This is a genomic window from Serratia sp. CY84636 (genome assembly GCF_052166245.1).
Classification (GTDB): domain Bacteria; phylum Pseudomonadota; class Gammaproteobacteria; order Enterobacterales; family Enterobacteriaceae; genus Serratia; species Serratia nevei.
On sequence record NZ_JBJNOX010000002.1, the window covers coordinates 1,135,798 to 1,155,051 of the forward strand.

Sequence of the window (19,254 nt, forward strand, 5' to 3'; positions counted from 1 at the left end):
CTGAACGGTAGCGCGAAGGCCTAAGCCCGCCACCTGCACCGGTTAAGGGAGAAAGACGCTATAGCTCGCTGCACCAGTGATGCTCACTGGCAAGGATCGCAGACAGGAAGAGTTGGCAAGTAGAGGTTCTGAGGGTAGTTCCGTTAATAGTCATCATAATAGTTCTCTATTATCAGCCGCACACCGTGCGATTTGCCCAATATCCTCATAAAAGTAAAATTTTCGACTGAGATATTTTTACCACAGCCAAAATGAGAAAGCAAACTGCCGTTTTCATAAAAAAGCAGAAAAAAACGGGTTAAAAATAAGAAAGTTAATCACGATAAAAATTAAAAAAGGCTCAACGAAGCGTCGAGCCTTGCGATATTCGCGGGTGCGCAAATATGCGCCAATCCCAGGCGCGGTGCGGGTTACAACGCAGCCCCGCTGACGGCGCTGCGCGCCAGTTCAGTGATGCGCGCATAGTCGCCGTTTTCGAGCGCATCCGCCGGCACCAGCCAGGAACCGCCGATGCAAAGCACGCTCTTCAACGCCAAATAATCGCGGTAGTTGTTTGGCGTAATGCCACCGGTCGGGCAAAAACGCACCTGCGGGAACGGGCCGCCGATAGCCTGCAGCGCCTTCACGCCGCCGTTGGCTTCCGCCGGGAAGAATTTGAATTCGCGCAGGCCGTGATCCATACCCTGCATCAGCTCGGAAACGGTGCTGATGCCCGGGATCAGCGGGATAGGCCCCGCCGTCGCCGCCTGCAGCAAGGCTTCGGTCAGCCCCGGGCTGATGGCGAACTGCGCCCCCGCCTCGGTCACCTCCCGCAGCTGCTGCGGATTGATCACCGTACCGGCGCCGATGATGGCCTCCGGCACCTCGTTGGCAATAGCGCGGATAGCCTCCAGCCCGCAGGCGGTGCGCAGCGTCACCTCCAGCACCCGCACGCCGCCGGCAACCAGCGCTTTCGCCAGCGGCACCGCCTGCTCCAGCTTGTTGATCACGATAACAGGCACCACCGGCCCCGCCGTCAGGATCTGCTCGGCGCTGGTTTTCCAGTTTTTCATCGTTATTTCTCCATTACTCGCGGTTAACAATGGCACGCCCCTGCCACAGGGCTCCGCGCAAATGCGCGGACGTCCGGCCGTACCGTAAGTGATGTGGCCCACGCGCAGATCGCAGGCAAAAAAAAGCCGGCAGACAGGCTGCCGGCATTGCGCATTACTCGAACTCGTTCCAGGAACGGCCGTCGCGGGTGATCATCGCCACCGAGGCCACCGGCCCCCAGGTGCCCGCCTGATAAGGCTTAGGCGCCTCGTTGTCGGCTTTCCATGCGTCCATGATGGAGTCGACCCACTTCCAGGCTTCTTCCACTTCATCGCGGCGCACAAACAGCGCCTGAATGCCGCGCATGGTCTCCAGCAGCAGGCGCTCGTAGGCGTCCGCCACGTGCTCCTGGTTGAAGGTTTCCGAGAAGCTCAGGTCCAGCTTGGTGGTCTGCAGACGGTGCTTGTGATCCAGCCCCGGCACCTTGTTCAGCACCTGAATTTCGATGCCTTCGTCCGGCTGCAGGCGGATGGTCAGCTTGTTCTGCGGCAGCTGCTGGTAAGAATCGCTGAACAGGTTAAGCGGCGGGTTTTTGAAGTACACCACCACTTCCGAGCATTTGGTCGGCAGACGTTTACCGGTACGCAGGTAGAACGGCACCCCGGCCCACTGCCAGTTGTCGATATCCACGCGGATGGAGACGAAGGTTTCGGTGCTGCTGCTCTTGTTCGCCCCTTCCTCTTCCAGATAACCCGGCACTTTCTTGCCCTGGACGAAACCGGCGGTGTACTGACCGCGCACGGTGGTTTCCCGTACATTGGTCTGATCGATACGGCGCAGCGAGCGCAGCACCTTCACCTTTTCGTCGCGGATACGGTCGGTGGTCAGATCCGCCGGCGGCGACATGGCGATCATGGTCAGGATCTGCAGCAGGTGGTTCTGGATCATGTCGCGCATCTGGCCGGCCTGGTCGAAGTAACCCCAACGCCCTTCGATACCCACCTCTTCCGCCACGGTGATCTGCACCGAATCGATGGTGCGGTTATCCCAGTTGGAGGCGAACAGCGAGTTGGCGAAACGCAGCGCCAACAGGTTCAGCACCGTTTCTTTGCCGAGATAGTGGTCGATACGGTAAACCTGGGATTCGTTGAAGTACTCCGCCACCTGATCGTTGATCACGCGGGAGGACGCCAGATCGGTGCCCAACGGTTTTTCCATTACCACGCGCGCCGGCTCATGATTCAGCTTGGCTTCGCCCAACCCTTTGCAGATGGCGCCGAAGGTGCTTGGCGGCATGGCGAAGTAGTTGATGGTGGTGCGGTGTTTCTGATCCAGCATTTTACCCAGTTTGGTAAAGTTCTTGCTGTCGTTGACGTCCAGATTGCAGAAGTCCAGGCGTGCGCTCAGCGTGGCCCAGAGTTCGTCATCCAGTTTTTCTTTCATGAAGGTGCCAAGCGCTTCCTTGACCACTTCGGTATACGCTTTTTTATCCCACTCCGCGCGGCCGACGCCGATGATCCGCGTATCCGGGTGGATGTGTCCGGCTTTCTCTAACTGGTACAGGGAAGGCAGCAGCTTACGGCGCGCCAAATCACCTTTCGCGCCGAAAATAACCAGGTCACACGCCTGGGCTGTAGAGGTTACCGCCATGTTCATCTCCTCGTTGCAGGATATTTGTAATTTTCTTACATTACTAATGTACTCTGTTTGACTACGGCCAGCAAACCCGGTGCAGAAGCAGGAAAAAAGACCTCAAGATTCCAGTGGTAGCGCCAATGCGCGCCAGAGCCCGCACAGGCGGGCAAAACTGTAATTTTTCGTCTTTTTTGACGCTCTGTTACCATTATGAAAGTTAGACACAGGTCATATTCTGGTGAAAAAAGCCTGCATACGCCCTGTCGAGACTGCCAACGGTTACCAGCACGTAGTATATTTTCACTAAACCGGCATTGATTTCTCCTTTGTTTGAAATCGACATACCCTATCGATTCCAGGTTACAGCCGCTCGTTTGGCGTCTGCGTGCGCGGCGAACACGGGCGAAATTCGGCGCTGTTGCTTGAAAGCCACAGGGATAAAACCATGAGTGACTCTCGTTATATGAATACGCTGGACAAAATCCAGAGCCATCTGGAACTCCTGAGCAAATCTGAAAGGAAAGTCGCCGAGGTGATCCTGGCCTCCCCACAGACGGCCATTCACTCCAGCATTGCCACGCTGGCGCGCATGGCCGACGTCAGCGAACCTACCGTCAACCGCTTTTGCCGCCGCCTTGATACCAAAGGCTTTCCCGATTTCAAACTGCACCTCGCCCAAAGCCTGGCTAACGGCACGCCCTACGTAAACCGTAACGTTGAGGAAGACGACAGCGTCGATTCCTATACCAGCAAGATCTTCGAATCGGTCATGGCCAGCCTGGATACAGTAAAGGCAAATTTGGATATTGCCGCAATCAATCGTGCGGTTGACCTGCTCACCCAGGCAAAAAAGATCTCTTTCTTCGGCCTGGGCGCCTCCGCGGCGGTGGCGCACGACGCGATGAACAAATTTTTCCGCTTCAATATCCCGGTGGTCTACTTCGATGACATCGTCATGCAACGCATGAGCTGCATGAACTCCGGCGAAGGCGACGTGGTGGTGTTGATCTCACACACCGGCCGCACCAAAAATCTGGTGGAGATGGCCCACCTGGCGCGAGAAAACGACGCCACGGTATTGGCTATCACCTCGCGCGACACCCCGCTCGCTCAGGCGGCGACCCTTCCTTTGCTGCTCGATGTGCCCGAAGACACCGACGTTTACATGCCGATGGTGTCGCGGATCGCGCAATTAACGCTCATTGACGTGCTCGCCACCGGATTTACCTTGCGCAGAGGGGCTAAATTCAGAGATAACTTGAAGCGGGTCAAAGAAGCGCTCAAAGAATCGCGCTTTGATAAAGGGGTGGTCATTCCCAACAGTTTTGACTCGTGACCTGACGAAGAAAAAATCGCCGTTCAACAGACATTTGAATGACGGCATCAGAGGCTGTACCCTGTTAATATGCTCATGCGGGTAACCCGGGTGAAATATCAGTGTTGTAAAATTACATTTCACGCCTGGTTTCGTTATCCGACGTTTATCGCAACACCAATATTTGCTTCACCAGTCAACGGAGTAATACATGTCCAGACGGCTCAGAAGAACCAAAATCGTTACCACCCTGGGTCCGGCTACAGACCGCGACAATAATCTGGAAAAGATCATTGCCGCCGGCGCCAACGTAGTTCGGCTTAACTTCTCCCACGGCAGCCCGGAAGACCACCAGGCTCGCGCTGACAAAGTGCGTGAAATCGCCGCCAAACTGGGACGTCACGTCGCTATCCTCGGCGATCTGCAAGGGCCGAAAATCCGCGTATCCACCTTCAAGGAAGGCAAAATCTTCCTCAACGTGGGCGATAAATTCCTGCTGGACGCCAACCTGTCAAAAGGCGAAGGCGATAAAGAAAAAGTCGGTATCGACTATAAAGGCCTGCCTGCCGACGTGGTGCCGGGCGATGTCCTGCTGCTCGACGACGGCCGCGTTCAGCTGAAAGTGCTCGAAGTTCAGGGCATGAAAGTGTTTACCGAAGTCACCGTCGGCGGCCCGCTGTCCAACAACAAGGGCATCAACAAACTCGGCGGTGGCCTGTCGGCCGAAGCGCTGACCGAGAAAGACAAGGCAGACATCGTGACCGCCGCCAAGATTGGCGTCGATTACCTGGCGGTCTCCTTCCCGCGTACCGGTGAAGACCTGAACTATGCTCGCCGCCTGGCGCGCGACGCCGGCTGCAACGCCAAGATCGTGTCCAAGGTTGAGCGCGCCGAAGCGGTCTGCAGCGACGAAGCGATGGACGACATCATTCTGGCCTCCGACGTGGTCATGGTTGCCCGTGGCGACCTCGGCGTTGAAATCGGCGATCCGGAACTGGTCGGCATTCAGAAGAAACTGATCCGCCGCGCCCGTACCCTGAACCGCGCGGTGATCACCGCGACCCAGATGATGGAGTCGATGATCACCAACCCGATGCCGACTCGCGCCGAAGTTATGGACGTGGCCAACGCCGTGCTGGACGGCACCGACGCCGTCATGCTGTCGGCGGAAACCGCCGCTGGCCAATACCCGGCGGAAACCGTGGCGGCGATGGCGCGCGTTTGTCTGGGCGCCGAGAAGATCCCAAGCATCAACGTCTCCAAACACCGCCTGGACGTGCAGTTCGACAACATCGAAGAAGCGATTGCCATGTCTTCGATGTATGCCGCTAACCACCTGAAAGGCGTTACCGCGCTGATCGCCATGACCGAGTCCGGCCGCACCGCGCTGATGATGTCGCGCATCAGCTCCGGCCTGCCGATTTTCGCCATGTCGCGTCATGAACACACGCTGAACCTGACCGCGCTGTATCGCGGCGTGACGCCTGTGTATTTCGACAGCCACAAAGACGGCGTGATCGCCGCCAATGAAGCCGTCAATCGCCTGCGCGACAAAGGCTTCCTGGTCTCCGGCGATCTGGTGATCGTCACCCAGGGCGACGTGATGGAAACCGTCGGCACCACCAATACCAGCCGTATCCTGCGCGTCGAGTAATCCACGCCGCAGACGAAATGCCGGCCGGCTCACGTTGGCCGGCATTTTTTTTGCCCTGACACCGCCATAAAAGACGGAGAACGCCATGCTCCACCAACACACTCCCGCAGCGAGCGGTGATGAGCTCGATCTCGACGGCCACGGCCTGACGCAGCTCGACGAGTCGCCGTTAGCCGGCCACGCGCTGCGCAAGATTAGCCTGTACGACAATCAGCTGACGGCCTTCCCCGCCTCGATCTTCCAGCATCGAAATCTGCGGGTGCTGAATATCTCCTGTAATCGGCTCGACCGCCTGCCGCCGGAGATTGGCCAGCTGCAACAGCTCGAGATGTTCGATTTTGGCCACAATCGCGCAAGCGAACTCCCCGAAGAACTGGGGCAGCTGCATCGGTTGAAATACCTCTATCTGAGCGATAACGGCTTTAGCGAGCTGCCGCGCTCGCTGGCGCAGCTGCAGCAGCTGGTTTACCTCAACGCGACCGACAACCATTTAACCGCTTTACCACAGGCAATACCGAGGCTTGCGGCATTGCAGGAGCTGCGTTTATACAACAACCGCATCGGCAGCCTGTCCGCCGAGATCGGGCAACTGCGCGCGCTGCGCGAACTGCATATCATGAAAAATGCCCTGACTTCGCTGCCGGCGGAAATGGCTCAGCTCGGTGAGCTGGAGATACTCGATGCGGCTAACAATGCCATCGCCGAGCTGCCGCTGGCCTTCTGCCGGCTGCCGCGGTTGAGCGAGCTGAACCTGCGTTTCAATCAGCTGACGCGTCTGCCGGAAAATATCGGCGAGCTGACGGCGCTGAGAAGTCTGGACCTGCGCGCCAACCGCCTGAGCGACCTACCGGAAAGCCTCGGCGAACTGAGCCGCCTGCGCAAGCTGGACCTGCGCTGGAATGATTTCACCCGCACGCCTAAAGTCGTCGACATCCTGCGGGCTCGCGGCTGTATGGTGCACATCTGAAGAGACGCCGGCCGGGTTGTGGCCCGGCCGGCGTTAGCGGTAGACAGGATTAACGATACAGATCGTCGCGCGAGTAAGGTTCAATCTCCCCTTCCTTGCGCGTCTTCAGCAGTTTGAGGATCCAGGTGTACTGCTCCGGGTTCGGGCCCACCAGATTTTCCACCTCTTCGTTCATGCGGCGGGCAATGCGCGGATCGTCGGCTTCGGCCAGGTCATCCATCGGCTCGCGGATATAAATGTCCAGCATGCTGGTTTTGCCGTCGTACACCGGGAATAAAGGCACGATCGCCGCACGACACACTTTCATCAACCGGCCTACCGCCGGCAGCGTCGCCTTATAGGTCGCGAAGAAATCGACGAACTCGCTGTGCTCCGCGCCATGATCCTGATCGGGCAGGTAGTAGCCCCAATAACCCTGCCGCACCGAACTGATAAACGGTTTGATGCCGTCGTTGCGCGCGTGCATGCGGCCACCGAATTTACGCCGCACGGCATTCCACAGGTAGTCGATAAGCTGATTACGCTGATTGTGGAACATCGCGGCCATCGGTTGGCCGCGCGCGGCCATCAGCATCGCCGGCACATCCACCGCCCAGCCGTGAGGCACCAGGAAAATGACGTTGCGCCCTTCCGCCCGGATCTTGTCCAGCACCTCTTCACCGTGCCAACGCACGCGCTTGAGCACTTTCTCCGGCTTGGTGCAGGCCAGTTCCGCCATCAGCACCATCGACTGCGGCGCGCAGGCGAACATCTGGTCGATGATGTGCTCACGTTCGCTTTCCGGCAGCTCCGGCAAGCAATAAAGCAAATTGATGCGGGCACGACGGCGTGCGCCCTTCGCCAGCTTGCCGGCCAGTTTGCCGACCGCCCCCAGCACCGGATCGCGCAGGCGCGCAGGCACCAGCGAAATGCCGGCCATCAGGCCGGTTCCCAACCACACGCCCCAGTAGCGCGGATATAAAAAGGCTTTCTGAAACTGCGGGATGAACTCTACGTTCGATTTCTTCTCGTTTTGCATGCACATGCTCTTTGCTTAGCGATTCGGCTAATCATAATTGCCATCACCGATTTTGCAATTAACAACCGCGAACCGCCCAGATAAAACAGCATCGGCCCGCAATCAGGCCGATGAAATTGACGGCGCCGAAGCGCCGGAAAAAGGGGGTATTAATCCAGCTGCAGCTGAGGAACCACTTCCTTCACCTGCGCCAGATAATCGCTGCGGTCTTTGCCGCTCAGCCCTTCGGAACGCGGCAGCTTGGCCGTCAGCGGGTTCACCGCCTGTTGGCCGGTCCACAGTTCAAAGTGCAGGTGCGGCCCGGTGGAGCGCCCGGTGTTGCCGGAAAGCGCAATGCGATCGCCGCGTTTCACCTTCTGGCCCGGTTTCACCAGCAGTTTTTTCAGGTGCATATAGCGCGTGGTGTACTGGCGACCGTGACGGATCGCCACATAGTTGCCCGCCGCGCCGCTGCGTTTGGCGATCACCACCTCACCGTCGCCGACCGCCAGCACCGGCGTGCCGACCGGCATGGCAAAATCGACGCCCTTGTGCGGCGCCACGCGGCCGGTCACCGGGTTCACGCGACGCGGGTTGAAGTTGGAGGAGATGCGGAACTGTTTCATGGTCGGGAAACGCATGAAGCCGCGCGCCAGGCCAGAGCCCTGGCGATCGTAGAATTTGCCGTCTTCGGCGCGGATCGCATAGTAATCTTTGCCGCCGGTGCGCAGACGCACGCCCAACAGCTGGCTTTGCGATTTCTTACCGTCGAAATGCTCGCGCGACATCAGCACGGAGAACTGGTCGCCTTTGCGCAGCTTGCGGAAATCGAGCTGCCACTGCAGCGCCTTGATCACCGCATTGATTTCGTTACGGCTCAGCCCGGCGTCGCCGGCGCTGCTGACGAAGCTGCCGTTGACCCGGCCGCTGATCACGTTGTTGCGCCATTCACCCTGCTGCGCCTCTTTCGACTCTTTGAAGCTATTGCCGACGCGGTCATAGGTGCGGGTTTCGCGGCGGGAAACTTCCCAGGTCAACTGCTGCAGATCGCCCGCATCATTGACGGTCCACGACAGCTGTTGGCCGATCTTCAGATTACGCAGATCGCGGTTTTGCGAAGCCAACAAGGTGACATCCGACATATCGATGCCGTACTGCGTCAGAATGCTGCCGAGGGTGTCGCCGGTGGAAACCACATATTCATGCACGCCATCGTCGCCGGCATCTTTTTGATCCAGCTCATCCTGCGGGATTTCGTCATCGGGGGTGGGTTGGTCGGCATCAATCGGTTCACTGGCTTCAGGGAGCAATGACCGCATCTGGCTGGATTCTAACTCGACGCTCTTGGCAATGGGGTTGTGTTCTGGGTGGTAAACAAAAGGCCGCCAAACAGCGACGGCCAATGTGACGACTGTCAGCGACCCCAGCATGACGCGGTGGGGCCGTGGCAGGTTGTTATACGCCAGAGCGATAGTTCGGACTATCTGCTGCACTCGATATTATCCTCATAAGCTTTACTTCAGGCAGCTCACGTACTGGTTTGACAGCTGAGTCAGGAATTTCCCGTAGCTGTCCTTCCCCAGCGCGATGCCGATGCCCAGCGGGTCCAGCGTTCCGGAACGCACTTTGGTACCCTTGGCGACGGCATTGATTACGGCCGGCCTGAATTGTGGCTCAGCAAAAACGCATACCGCTTTCTGCTCAACCAACTGTGTTCGAATTTGGTGTAGGCGCTGTGCTCCAGGCTGAATTTCGGGATTGACGGTGAAATGGCCCAGCGGACTCAAACCGTAGTGTTTCTCAAAGTAGCCGTAAGCATCATGAAAAACAAAATAACCCTTACCTTGCACAGGCGTAAGCATGTTACCAACATTTTTGTCAGTTTGCGTCAGCAGATTCTCGAACTGGCGCAGGTTTGCGTCTAATTTGTCCTTATTTTGCGGCATAAGTTCCAACAATCTGTCGTGAATCGCGATCGCGGTCACTTTTGCTATCTCCGGCGACAGCCAAACGTGCATATTGTACTCGCCGTGATGATGCCCATGATCGTCATCGGCATGGTTATGCGCTTCGCCTGCATGATCATGATCGTCGTCATCTTCGCCTTTCATCAGCAACGGCTTCACCGCCGGCAGTTCGCTGATGGCCAGTTTGCGGGTTGCCGAGATCGGCACCAGCGCCTTGTTCAGGAACGCCTCCATGTCCGGCCCAACCCACAGCACCAGGTCCGCAGAGCGCAAACGCTGGATATCGGAAGGGCGCAGCGCAAAATCGTGCGGTGAAGCGCCGTCCGGCAGCAACACCTCGGTCGGCGTCACGCCGTCGGCGATGGCCGATGCGATAAAGCCTAGCGGACGAATCGAGGTCACCACCGCAGCGGAAGCGCTGCTCAGCGGGCCGGCCATCAACAGTGCGCTGGCCAGCAGCGTGCGCTGCAGCCATTTATTTTTCTTTGCCATCATCAGTAATCCCATCGTTTTCATCAACAAGGCGTGATATTATAACATTCGCTTCGTTCTGCAACCTGTAATCTCGAGATGTCTACACTGATAACGCTAAAAAATATCTCCGTCGCCTTCGGCAGCCGCAAGGTGCTGTCGAACATTTCCCTCAGCCTGCAACCCGGCCGTATTCTCACGCTGCTGGGCCCGAACGGCGCGGGCAAGTCTACGTTGGTGCGCGTGGTGCTGGGATTGGTCAAACCGACCGCCGGCACGCTGGAGCGTGAGCCCGATCTGCGCATTGGCTACGTGCCGCAAAAGCTGCACCTCGACGCCACCCTGCCGTTGACCGTCAGCCGCTTTATGCGTCTCAAGCCCGGCGTAAAGAAAGCCGACATTCTGCCGGCGCTCAAGCGCGTGCACGCCGCTCACCTGCTCGACCAGCCGATGCAAAAGCTCTCCGGGGGCGAAAACCAACGCGTGCTGCTGGCGCGAGCGCTGCTGAACAAACCGCAGTTGCTGGTGCTGGACGAACCCACGCAAGGGGTGGACGTCAACGGCCAGCTGGCGCTGTACGATCTCATCGATCAGCTACGTAAAGAGCTGGGCTGCGCCGTGCTGATGGTCTCGCACGATCTGCATCTGGTGATGGCGAAAACCGACGAGGTCTTGTGCCTCAATCAGCACATCTGCTGCTCCGGGGCACCGGAGGTGGTGTCGATGCATCCCGAATTCATCGCCATGTTCGGCAACCGCGGCGCAGAGCAACTGGCGGTGTATCGCCACCATCACAACCACCGTCACGACCTGCAGGGAAGAATTGTCTTGAAGAAAACCGGGAGCCGCGAAGCATGATTGAACTGTTACTTCCCGGCTGGCTGGCTGGCGTGTTGTTGGCTGGCGCCGCCGGGCCGCTGGGTTCCTTCGTGGTCTGGCGTCGCATGTCCTACTTTGGCGATACCCTGGCGCACGCCTCGCTGCTCGGCGTCGCCTTTGGTCTGCTGCTGGACATCAATCCCTTCTATGCGGTGATCGCCATTACGCTGCTGCTGGCTCTGGCCCTGGTGTGGCTGGAACGCCGCCCGCAGCTTTCAGTGGATACCCTGCTCGGCATTCTGGCCCACAGCGCCCTGTCGCTCGGGCTGGTGGTGGTGGCGTTGATGTCTAACGTGCGGGTCGATCTGATGGCCTACCTGTTCGGCGATCTGCTGTCGGTCACGCTGAGCGATATCCTGATGATCGCCGGCGGCGTCGCCGTGGTGCTGCTGGTGCTATGGTGGCAGTGGCGCGATCTGCTGTCGATGACCATCAGCCCGGAGCTGGCGCACGTCGACGGCGTTAACCTGGTGCGCGCACGCACCGTGTTGATGCTGGTCACCGCCTTGACTATCGGTCTGGCGATGAAATTCGTCGGCGCGCTGATCATCACCTCACTGCTGATCATTCCGGCCGCCACCGCTCGCCGCTTCGCGCGCACGCCGGAACAGATGGCCGGCGTCGCGGTACTGCTCGGCATGGTGGCCGTCACCGGCGGCCTGACCTTCTCGGCGTTTTACGATACGCCGGCCGGCCCTTCGGTGGTGCTCTGCGCCGCCGTGCTGTTCACGCTGAGCCTGTTCAAAAAACAGCAGGCCTGATTAAAGCCGGGATATGACAAGGGCCGCAGATGCGGCCCTTTCTACTGCTGACAGAGGAAGAAAAAACGCGGTTTTTCCTCCTCTGTGGTGAGCAGCCGAAAATCAATGAATTGATTTTCCTTATTTTTTATATGCGCCTTCTATTAATCCGATAACGTCATCAAGTTCAATATTAACGTCAAGGGCCGCAGATGCGGCCCTTTTTTATGATGGGTGGAAAACTTATGCTTCGCGCTCGAGCCCGAAATGCCGGTAGGCATGCTGCGTCGCCAGGCGGCCGCGCGGCGTGCGCTGGATAAAGCCCTGCTGGATCAGGAACGGCTCGATCACGTCCTCAATGGTTTCGCGCTCTTCGCCGATCGCCGCCGCCAGGTTGTCCAGCCCGACCGGACCACCGGTGAACTTGTCGATAATCGCCAGCAGCAGTTTGCGATCCATATAGTCGAAGCCTTCGGCATCGACGTTGAGCATATCGAGCGCCTGCGCCGCCACCGAACCGCTGATCACCCCGTTGGCGCGCACTTCGGCGAAGTCGCGCACCCGGCGCAACAGGCGGTTGGCGATACGTGGCGTCCCCCGCGCACGGCGGGCCACTTCATGGGCACCCTCGTCGGACAGTTCCAACCCCAGGCACCCGGCGCTGCGCGAGACGATGTGCTGCAAATCCGCCACCTGATAAAACTCCAGCCGCTGGACAATGCCGAAGCGATCGCGCAGCGGCGAGGTCAGCGAGCCGGCGCGGGTGGTGGCACCCACCAGCGTGAACGGCGGCAAATCGAGCTTAATCGAACGCGCCGCCGGCCCTTCGCCGATCATGATATCCAGCTGGTAGTCTTCCATCGCCGGATACAGCACTTCTTCCACCACCGGTGACAAGCGGTGAATTTCGTCGATGAACAAGACGTCGTGCGGTTCGAGGTTGGTCAGCATCGCCGCCAAATCGCCCGCCTTCTCCAGCACCGGGCCGGAAGTGGTGCGCAAATTCACGCCCATTTCGTTGGCCACGATGTTGGCCAGGGTGGTTTTCCCCAACCCTGGCGGGCCAAAGATCAGCAGATGGTCGAGCGCGTCGCCGCGCTGCTTGGCCGCCTGAATGAAGATCTCCATCTGCTCGCGCACGTGCGGCTGGCCGACGTATTCGGTCAGCAGCTTGGGACGAATGGCGCGATCGAGGATCTCTTCTTCGTTGATCGGTTCGGCGGAAATCAGGCGATCGGCTTCAATCATTATCTACCCCTTTTCGGCCTTACAGGGCGGCGCGCAGCGCGTCGCGGATCAGGGTTTCGCAGTCGGCGCCCGGCTTGGCAATCTTGCTGACCATACGGCTGGCTTCCTGCGGCTTATAGCCCAGCGCCACCAGCGCCGAAACGGCCTCGGCTTCCGCGTCCACATCCGGCGCTTTGTCGGTGGCAGACGGCAGGCTGATCTCGCTGCTGCTGTTGAACAGGTCGCCGTTAAGCCCTTTGAAACGGTCTTTCATCTCTACCACCAGGCGCTCGGCGGTTTTTTTGCCCACGCCCGGCAGCTTGACCAGTGCAGTGATCTCTTCGCGCTCCACCGCGCTGACGAACTGCTGCGCGGACATGCCCGACAGGATCGCCAGCGCCAGCTTGGGCCCGACGCCGTTGACCTTGATCAGCTCGCGGAACAGCGCGCGCTCCTGCTTGTCGTTGAAACCGTACAGCAGCTGCGCGTCTTCACGCACCACGAAGTGGGTAAACACGATGGCCTCTTGCCCCAGTTCCGGCAGCTCGTAAAAGCAGGTCATCGGCATGTGTACCTCATAGCCCACGCCGTTCGCCTCCAGTAACACCAGCGGCGGCTGCTTTTCCAGAATATTTCCTCTGAGACGACCTATCATTTACCCTCCTGCAGAATGACCGGGCATGGCGCCCTGCCATGCCGTTGCTGGTAAAGCTTATAACATAAAAAAGGCTGGATGAATATCCAGCCTGAGCAATCATCGCTTTGCGTCAGCGCAAACGCCCGCGCGCCAGGTTCAACCGCCCTTCGCTCATCCGCAGCACGTTCTGGCTGAGGTGGCAGTGGGTGATGGCGATGGCCAGGGCATCGGCGGCGTCCGCCTGCGGGTTGGCCGAGAGTTTGAGCAGCGAGCGCACCATGTGCTGTACCTGCGCCTTTTCGGCCGCGCCGGTGCCGACCACGGTCTGTTTGACCTGCCGCGCCGCATACTCGAACACTTCCAGATTCTGATTCACCGCCGCCACGATCGCGACGCCGCGCGCCTGGCCGAGCTTAAGCGCCGAATCCGGGTTCTTGGCCATAAACACCTGTTCGATGGCGAAGAAATCGGGCTGAAACTGGGTGATGATCTCACTGACGCCGGCGTAAATCAGCTTCAGCCGCGTCGGCATGTCGTCCACCACCGTGCGGATGCAGCCGCTGGCGATATAGCTCAACTGACGCCCCTGCTGGCGGATAAGGCCATAGCCGGTGACGCGTGAGCCGGGATCGATACCGAGTATGATCGCCATATCTACATCCACCTTGCATGCACGGCGCCGCCGAACGGCGGCGCCCGTTTTACCGGATTACAGCGTCGCCGCCACTTCGTCGGAGATTTCACCGTTATGGTAAACTTCCTGCACGTCGTCGCAGTCTTCCAGCATATCGATCAGGCGCAACAGCTTAGGCGCGGTTTCCGCGTCCATGTCGGCCTTGGTCGATGGGATCATCGACACTTCCGCCGCTTCGGCTTCGAAGCCCGCCGCGGTCAGCGCGTCTTTCACCGCGCCCAGGCTTTCCCAGGCGGTGAACACGTCGATCGCGCCATCGTCATAGGTCACGATGTCTTCCGCACCGGCTTCCAGCGCCGCTTCCATCACGGTGTCTTCATCCAGGCCCGGTGCGTAGGTGATCACGCCCTTCTTGGTGAACAGGTAAGCCACGGAACCGTCGGTGCCGAGGTTGCCGCCGCATTTGGTGAAGGCGTGGCGCACTTCCGCCACGGTGCGGTTGCGGTTGTCGCTCAGGCATTCGATCATCACGGCGGTGCCGCCAGGGCCGTAACCTTCATAGATGATGGTTTCCATGTTGGTATCATCATCGCCGCCCACCCCGCGCGCGATGGCACGGTTCATGGTGTCGCGCGTCATGTTGTTCGACAGCGCCTTGTCCATCGCCGCGCGCAGACGCGGGTTGGAATCCGGATCGCCGCCGCCCAGCTTGGCGGCCGTGACCAGCTCACGAATAATCTTGGTGAAAATTTTACCGCGCTTGGCGTCCTGCGCCGCTTTACGGTGCTTTGTGTTGGCCCACTTACTATGACCTGCCATAAAAAAATCTCCGAAAAAAACTACTGGACTGAATTGATCACGAACTCTTCAATCGCCTGCTGATTGCTCCATGACTTGGTTAACTTCACGGCCTCGGCCGCCTCAAGCCATTGGTAAGCGTGATGCTCGGTAATCACCGGATCGCGCTCCTCGGGCAACGCCAGACAGAACCAGTGCTCTTTATTGCGCGTGGTTCCCGGCGCATAGCGATGTCGCAAATGGACAAAGAGTTCAAACTCCACGCAGCGCTGGCAATCGAACAACGGCAGGTGCTCTGCTTCGATATCGATGCCGACTTCTTCCATGACTTCACGCTGCGCGGCATGCGGCGGCGACTCATCCTGTTCCAGGCTGCCGGTGACCGACTGCCAGAACTCGGTATCGTCGCGCCGCTGTAACATCAGCACCCGACCACTGGATTTCGCGTAAATCACTACCAGGATAGATTCAGGGCGCTTGTAACTCATCACTCGCTCTCTTGTTCCGCACCGGCTTTCTTTACCACGCTGATCGCCAGCTCCTGCAGCGACGCCGGGTTGGCGAAGCTCGGTGCGTCGGTCATCAGACAGGCCGCCGCGGTGGTTTTCGGGAAGGCGATGACGTCGCGGATGTTGTCGGTGCCGGTCAACAGCATCACCAGACGATCCAGGCCGAAAGCCAGGCCGGCGTGCGGCGGCGTACCGTACTTCAACGCGTCCAGCAGGAAGCCGAACTTCTCGCGCTGTTCGTGTTCATTGATGCCCAGAATACTGAACACCGTTTGCTGCATTTCGCTGCGGTGAATACGCACCGAACCGCCGCCCACTTCGTAACCGTTGATCACCATGTCATAGGCGTTGGCGATGGCGTTGACCGGCGCTGCCGCCAGCTCTTCCGGGCTCATGTCGCGCGGCGAAGTGAACGGGTGGTGCATGGCCGCCAGGCCGCCCTCTTCGTCTTCTTCGAACATCGGGAAGTCAACCACCCACAGCGGTGCCCAGCTGTCGAGTTGGGTCAGCGCCAGATCGCGACCCAGCTTCAGACGCAGCGCGCCCATCGCATCGGTGACAATCTTGAAGCTGTCGGCGCCGAAGAACAGGATATCGCCGGTCTGCGCATCGGTGCGCGCCAGGACCGCTTCCAGCACGTCCGCGCTGAGGAATTTGGCGATCGGGCTCTGCACGCCTTCCATGCCGGCGGCGCGGTCGTTGACTTTCAGCCACGCCAGGCCTTTGGCGCCGTAGATGTTGACGAAAGCGCCGTACTCGTCGATCTGCTTGCGGGTCAGCTGTGCGCCGCCCGGTACGCGGATCGCCGCCACGCGGCCTTTGGCGTCGTTGGCCGGGCCGGAGAAGACTTTAAACTCGACGTCTTTGACCAGGTCAGCCACGTCCACCAGCTCCAGCGGGTTACGCAGGTCCGGCTTGTCAGAGCCAAAGCGACGCATCGCTTCGGCGAAAGTCATGACCGGGAAATCGCCCAGATCCACGCCCTTCACGTCCAGCCACAGTTCGCGCGCCAGTTTCTCCATCACTTCACGTACCTGATCGGCGGTCATGAAGGAGGTTTCGACGTCGATCTGGGTGAATTCAGGCTGACGGTCCGCACGCAGGTCTTCGTCACGGAAGCATTTGACGATCTGGTAGTAACGATCGAAGCCGGACATCATCAGCAGCTGTTTGAACAGCTGTGGGGACTGCGGCAGCGCGTAGAATTTGCCCTTGTGCACGCGGCTCGGCACCAGGTAATCGCGGGCGCCTTCCGGCGTCGCCTTGGTCAGCATCGGCGTTTCGATATCGAGGAAGCCGTGGCTGTCCATGAAGCGGCGAACGAAGCTGGTGATTTTGGCGCGGGTCTTCAGACGCTCGGCCATTTCCGGGCGACGCAGGTCCAGGTAGCGGTATTTCAGGCGCGCTTCTTCGCTGTTGACTTGGTTGGAGTCCAGCGGCAGCGGCTCGGAGCGGTTGATGATTTCCAGCGCGTGGGCGAACACTTCCACTTCGCCGGTGGCCATATCTTTATTGATCTGGCTGTCCGGACGCGCACGCACGGTGCCGACGATCTGGATGCAGAACTCATTGCGCAGGTCGTAGGCCTTGTCGAACGCCACTTTCTGGTCCGGATCGAAGAACACCTGCACGATGCCTTCGCGGTCGCGCATATCAATAAAGATCAGGCCGCCGAGATCGCGACGACGATTGACCCAACCACACAGAGTGACTTCCTGGCCCACGTGGGACAGATTCAACTGCCCGCAATATTCAGTACGCATACGCTATCCTTTTACACAGCCGATGCCGCGCCGGGCTACTGCGCCCCTGTCGCGCGGCTGTTATCTGATAAATTCTACTTGTTACCCGGTTTAAAATCCGTCGCATACCAGCCGGTACCCTTAAGCTGGAAACCGGAGGACGAGATCAACTTGGTCAACGCGGGCTGCCCACACGCCGGGCAGTCTGCCAGCGGCGCATCGGAAAATTTTTGCAATTTCTCTAACCGATGGTTGCAAGCACCACATGCATATTCATAAATCGGCATAGGTCGTTGGATTAAAGAGTGTTGAAAAAAGGGAGTCATTATAAAGGAAATTCATCCGCCCGATAAGTGCGAACACAGCATTGTTACTGCACTAAATGGCGCGTTTTCGTTCGAATCAACACATCGATTAACAAATTTCCCATTAACCTGCGACAGTTTTTTCACGTAGCCTGATTCTCCCCCGGTTTGCGCCGTACGCTGCTCGCCTGGCGCGCCGAACAGTTTTTATCCACTTCGCAACGAGATGAAATCCATGCTGAAACTTGACGCCCAAACCACCGCTCTGGTGCTGATCGATTTGCAAAACGGCATTCTGCCCTACGCCGGCGGCCCGCACAGCGCCGACCAGGTAGTGGCGAACGCCGCCCTGCTGGCCGCGCGTTTTCGTCTGCTGGGCGCGCCGGTGCTGCTGGTGCGCGTCGGCTGGTCCGACACCTTCGCCGAAGCGCTGAAACAGCCGGTGGACAAACCGGCTCCCGCGCCCGCCGGCGGCTTGCCGGTCAGTTGGTGGGAGTTCCCCGCACCGCTGGCGGTCAATGACAGCGATATTCTGGTCACCAAACGCCAATGGGGCGCCTTCTACGGCACCGATCTGGATTTACAGCTGCGCCGCCGCGGCATCAAATCCGTGGTGCTGGGCGGCATCTCCACCAATATTGGCGTAGAGTCCACCGCGCGCGCCGCCTGGGAACACGGCTATGAACTGGTGATCGCCGAAGACGTCTGCAGCGCGCAGAACGCGGAAATGCACCGCTTCGCGTTCGAACACATCTTCCCACGTCTGGCGCGGGTGCGCGACACCGGCGAAATTCTTGCCGCGCTCGAGCGGTAACGTTAAGTTGTAGCCTGATGATCTCAGTAAAGGAAGACGACGCCGTGATCTACATCGGATTGCCGCAGTGGCAACATGTGGCCTGGAACCGCATCGGGCTGCGTGACTTGGCGGATTACAGCCGCTACTTCAACTGCGTAGAGGGTAACACCACCTTCTACGCGCTGCCGAAGCTGGAAATCGTGCAGCGCTGGCGCGACATGACCGGCGACGATTTTCGCTTCTGCTTCAAATTCCCGTCGGACATCAGCCACAAGGCTGCCCTGCGTAACTGCGCCGCCGAGCTGCAGGCGTTTTACCACTGCCTGAGCCCAGTGCATCAGCGCATCGGCCAACTGTGGCTGCAGTTGCCCGCCGCCTTCGGCCCTGACGAGCTGCCGCGCATGTGGCAATTCTTCGAAAGCCTGCCGAAGGAATTCACCTACGGTGTTGAAGTGCGTCATCCGGCGTTTTTCGCCAAGGGCGAGGCAGAGCGTGCGCTGAATCAGGGGTTGCACCAGCGCGGCATCAATCGGGTGATCCTCGACAGCCGCCCGGTGCATCACGCCGCCCCCCATACCGCCGCCGTGCGCGATGCGCAGCAGAAAAAACCGAAGCTGCCGGTGCATGCCCTGGTCACCGCCGACCAGCCGCTGGTGCGCTTTATCGGCGGCGATCAGCTGGCCGACAACCTGCGCTGGTTCGAAGCCTGGCAGCAAAAACTGCCGCTGTGGCAGCAACAGCATCAGCCTTATCTGTTTATTCATACGCCGGACAACGGCGATTCGCCCCAGCAGGCGCAAAAAATTTGGCAGCAGCTACGCCTGGCGATCCCCGATTTGCCTGCGCCGCCGGACTGGCCGGAACAGGATGCACTGTTTTGACCTATTAATCTGACTAATAACATCAAATATTTCCCCGCGACAGTGAATACAATGACGGCTATGATGCT

Annotated in this window: 19 protein-coding genes; 7 read left to right on the top strand and 12 right to left on the bottom strand. The window is 59.1% G+C overall.

Annotated features, from left to right (window positions below; translation table 11 throughout):
• Positions 1 to 410 precede the first annotated feature (410 nt).
• Both ACJ8QI_RS09900 and zwf read right to left on the bottom strand, forming a co-directional pair.
• Positions 411 to 1,052, bottom strand: a complete 642-nt coding sequence (locus ACJ8QI_RS09900) for a bifunctional 4-hydroxy-2-oxoglutarate aldolase/2-dehydro-3-deoxy-phosphogluconate aldolase (RefSeq protein ID WP_060439782.1) — start codon at positions 1,050 to 1,052, stop codon at positions 411 to 413.
• A 154-nt stretch (positions 1,053 to 1,206) separates the two neighbouring features.
• Positions 1,207 to 2,682 carry a glucose-6-phosphate dehydrogenase gene (zwf, locus tag ACJ8QI_RS09905; protein ID WP_019452799.1) on the bottom strand — a complete coding sequence of 492 codons (1,476 nt, stop codon included), beginning with the start codon at positions 2,680 to 2,682 and terminating at the stop codon, positions 1,207 to 1,209.
• A gap of 448 nt (positions 2,683 to 3,130) precedes the next feature.
• On the opposite strand from zwf, the gene ACJ8QI_RS09910 reads away from it, so the two are divergent.
• From ACJ8QI_RS09910 to ACJ8QI_RS09920, 3 genes are all read left to right on the top strand, one after another.
• Positions 3,131 to 4,003, top strand: a complete 873-nt coding sequence (locus ACJ8QI_RS09910) for a MurR/RpiR family transcriptional regulator (RefSeq protein ID WP_038877144.1) — start codon at positions 3,131 to 3,133, stop codon at positions 4,001 to 4,003.
• A 190-nt stretch (positions 4,004 to 4,193) separates the two neighbouring features.
• Entirely contained in the window at positions 4,194 to 5,636 is a 1,443-nt protein-coding gene (pyk, locus tag ACJ8QI_RS09915; protein ID WP_019452801.1) for a pyruvate kinase, read from the top strand.
• Positions 5,637 to 5,721: 85 nt separating this feature from the next.
• Positions 5,722 to 6,603 carry a leucine-rich repeat domain-containing protein gene (locus ACJ8QI_RS09920; protein WP_442532432.1) on the top strand — a complete coding sequence of 294 codons (882 nt, stop codon included), beginning with the start codon at positions 5,722 to 5,724 and terminating at the stop codon, positions 6,601 to 6,603.
• Positions 6,604 to 6,652: 49 nt separating this feature from the next.
• Here the strand turns inward: ACJ8QI_RS09920 and lpxM are convergent, their stop codons facing one another.
• The 3 genes from lpxM to znuA form a co-directional block, all read right to left on the bottom strand.
• Positions 6,653 to 7,621 (bottom strand): lauroyl-Kdo(2)-lipid IV(A) myristoyltransferase, encoded by a 969-nt coding sequence (gene lpxM, locus ACJ8QI_RS09925; protein ID WP_015378127.1) that lies wholly within the window; start codon positions 7,619 to 7,621, stop codon positions 6,653 to 6,655.
• A gap of 149 nt (positions 7,622 to 7,770) precedes the next feature.
• Positions 7,771 to 9,093 (bottom strand): murein DD-endopeptidase MepM, encoded by a 1,323-nt coding sequence (gene mepM / locus ACJ8QI_RS09930; protein ID WP_038877136.1) that lies wholly within the window; start codon positions 9,091 to 9,093, stop codon positions 7,771 to 7,773.
• A 21-nt stretch (positions 9,094 to 9,114) separates the two neighbouring features.
• A complete protein-coding gene (znuA, locus tag ACJ8QI_RS09935; protein WP_060424108.1) occupies positions 9,115 to 10,059 on the bottom strand; it encodes a zinc ABC transporter substrate-binding protein ZnuA in 945 nt (314 codons plus the stop codon).
• 78 nt (positions 10,060 to 10,137) lie between these two features.
• Here znuA and znuC point away from each other — a divergent pair, with 78 nt between their 5' ends.
• Both znuC and znuB read left to right on the top strand, forming a co-directional pair.
• Positions 10,138 to 10,896, top strand: coding sequence for a zinc ABC transporter ATP-binding protein ZnuC (znuC, locus tag ACJ8QI_RS09940; RefSeq protein WP_004932357.1), 759 nt, complete (start codon positions 10,138 to 10,140; stop codon positions 10,894 to 10,896).
• Positions 10,893 to 11,678, top strand: coding sequence for a zinc ABC transporter permease subunit ZnuB (znuB, locus tag ACJ8QI_RS09945; protein ID WP_038877132.1), 786 nt, complete (start codon positions 10,893 to 10,895; stop codon positions 11,676 to 11,678). The genes znuC and znuB overlap by 4 nt, the downstream gene beginning before the upstream one ends.
• 222 nt (positions 11,679 to 11,900) lie before the next feature.
• Here znuB and ruvB read toward each other — a convergent pair whose 3' ends face one another.
• From ruvB to ACJ8QI_RS09980, 7 genes are all read right to left on the bottom strand, one after another.
• Positions 11,901 to 12,905, bottom strand: a complete 1,005-nt coding sequence (gene ruvB / locus ACJ8QI_RS09950; RefSeq protein ID WP_038877130.1) for a Holliday junction branch migration DNA helicase RuvB — start codon at positions 12,903 to 12,905, stop codon at positions 11,901 to 11,903.
• A 19-nt stretch (positions 12,906 to 12,924) separates the two neighbouring features.
• Positions 12,925 to 13,539 (bottom strand): Holliday junction branch migration protein RuvA, encoded by a 615-nt coding sequence (ruvA, locus tag ACJ8QI_RS09955; protein ID WP_060423916.1) that lies wholly within the window; start codon positions 13,537 to 13,539, stop codon positions 12,925 to 12,927.
• 112 nt (positions 13,540 to 13,651) lie between these two features.
• A complete protein-coding gene (gene ruvC, locus ACJ8QI_RS09960) occupies positions 13,652 to 14,173 on the bottom strand; it encodes a crossover junction endodeoxyribonuclease RuvC (RefSeq protein WP_004932367.1) in 522 nt (173 codons plus the stop codon).
• A gap of 57 nt (positions 14,174 to 14,230) precedes the next feature.
• Positions 14,231 to 14,974 carry a YebC/PmpR family DNA-binding transcriptional regulator gene (locus ACJ8QI_RS09965; RefSeq protein ID WP_033647638.1) on the bottom strand — a complete coding sequence of 248 codons (744 nt, stop codon included), beginning with the start codon at positions 14,972 to 14,974 and terminating at the stop codon, positions 14,231 to 14,233.
• A gap of 20 nt (positions 14,975 to 14,994) precedes the next feature.
• Entirely contained in the window at positions 14,995 to 15,441 is a 447-nt protein-coding gene (gene nudB, locus ACJ8QI_RS09970; RefSeq protein ID WP_019452808.1) for a dihydroneopterin triphosphate diphosphatase, read from the bottom strand.
• Positions 15,441 to 17,225, bottom strand: a complete 1,785-nt coding sequence (gene aspS / locus ACJ8QI_RS09975; protein ID WP_060423918.1) for an aspartate--tRNA ligase — start codon at positions 17,223 to 17,225, stop codon at positions 15,441 to 15,443. The genes nudB and aspS overlap by 1 nt, the downstream gene beginning before the upstream one ends.
• Before the next feature lie 74 nt (positions 17,226 to 17,299).
• Positions 17,300 to 17,530, bottom strand: coding sequence for an FmdB family zinc ribbon protein (locus tag ACJ8QI_RS09980; RefSeq protein WP_320204121.1), 231 nt, complete (start codon positions 17,528 to 17,530; stop codon positions 17,300 to 17,302).
• 214 nt (positions 17,531 to 17,744) lie between these two features.
• On the opposite strand from ACJ8QI_RS09980, the gene ACJ8QI_RS09985 reads away from it, so the two are divergent.
• Together ACJ8QI_RS09985 and ACJ8QI_RS09990 are read left to right on the top strand one after the other, a co-directional pair.
• Positions 17,745 to 18,323 carry a hydrolase gene (locus ACJ8QI_RS09985; protein ID WP_060424110.1) on the top strand — a complete coding sequence of 193 codons (579 nt, stop codon included), beginning with the start codon at positions 17,745 to 17,747 and terminating at the stop codon, positions 18,321 to 18,323.
• Positions 18,324 to 18,370: 47 nt separating this feature from the next.
• Positions 18,371 to 19,186, top strand: coding sequence for a DUF72 domain-containing protein (locus tag ACJ8QI_RS09990; protein WP_089186872.1), 816 nt, complete (start codon positions 18,371 to 18,373; stop codon positions 19,184 to 19,186).
• The last annotated feature ends 68 nt before the right edge of the window (positions 19,187 to 19,254 follow it).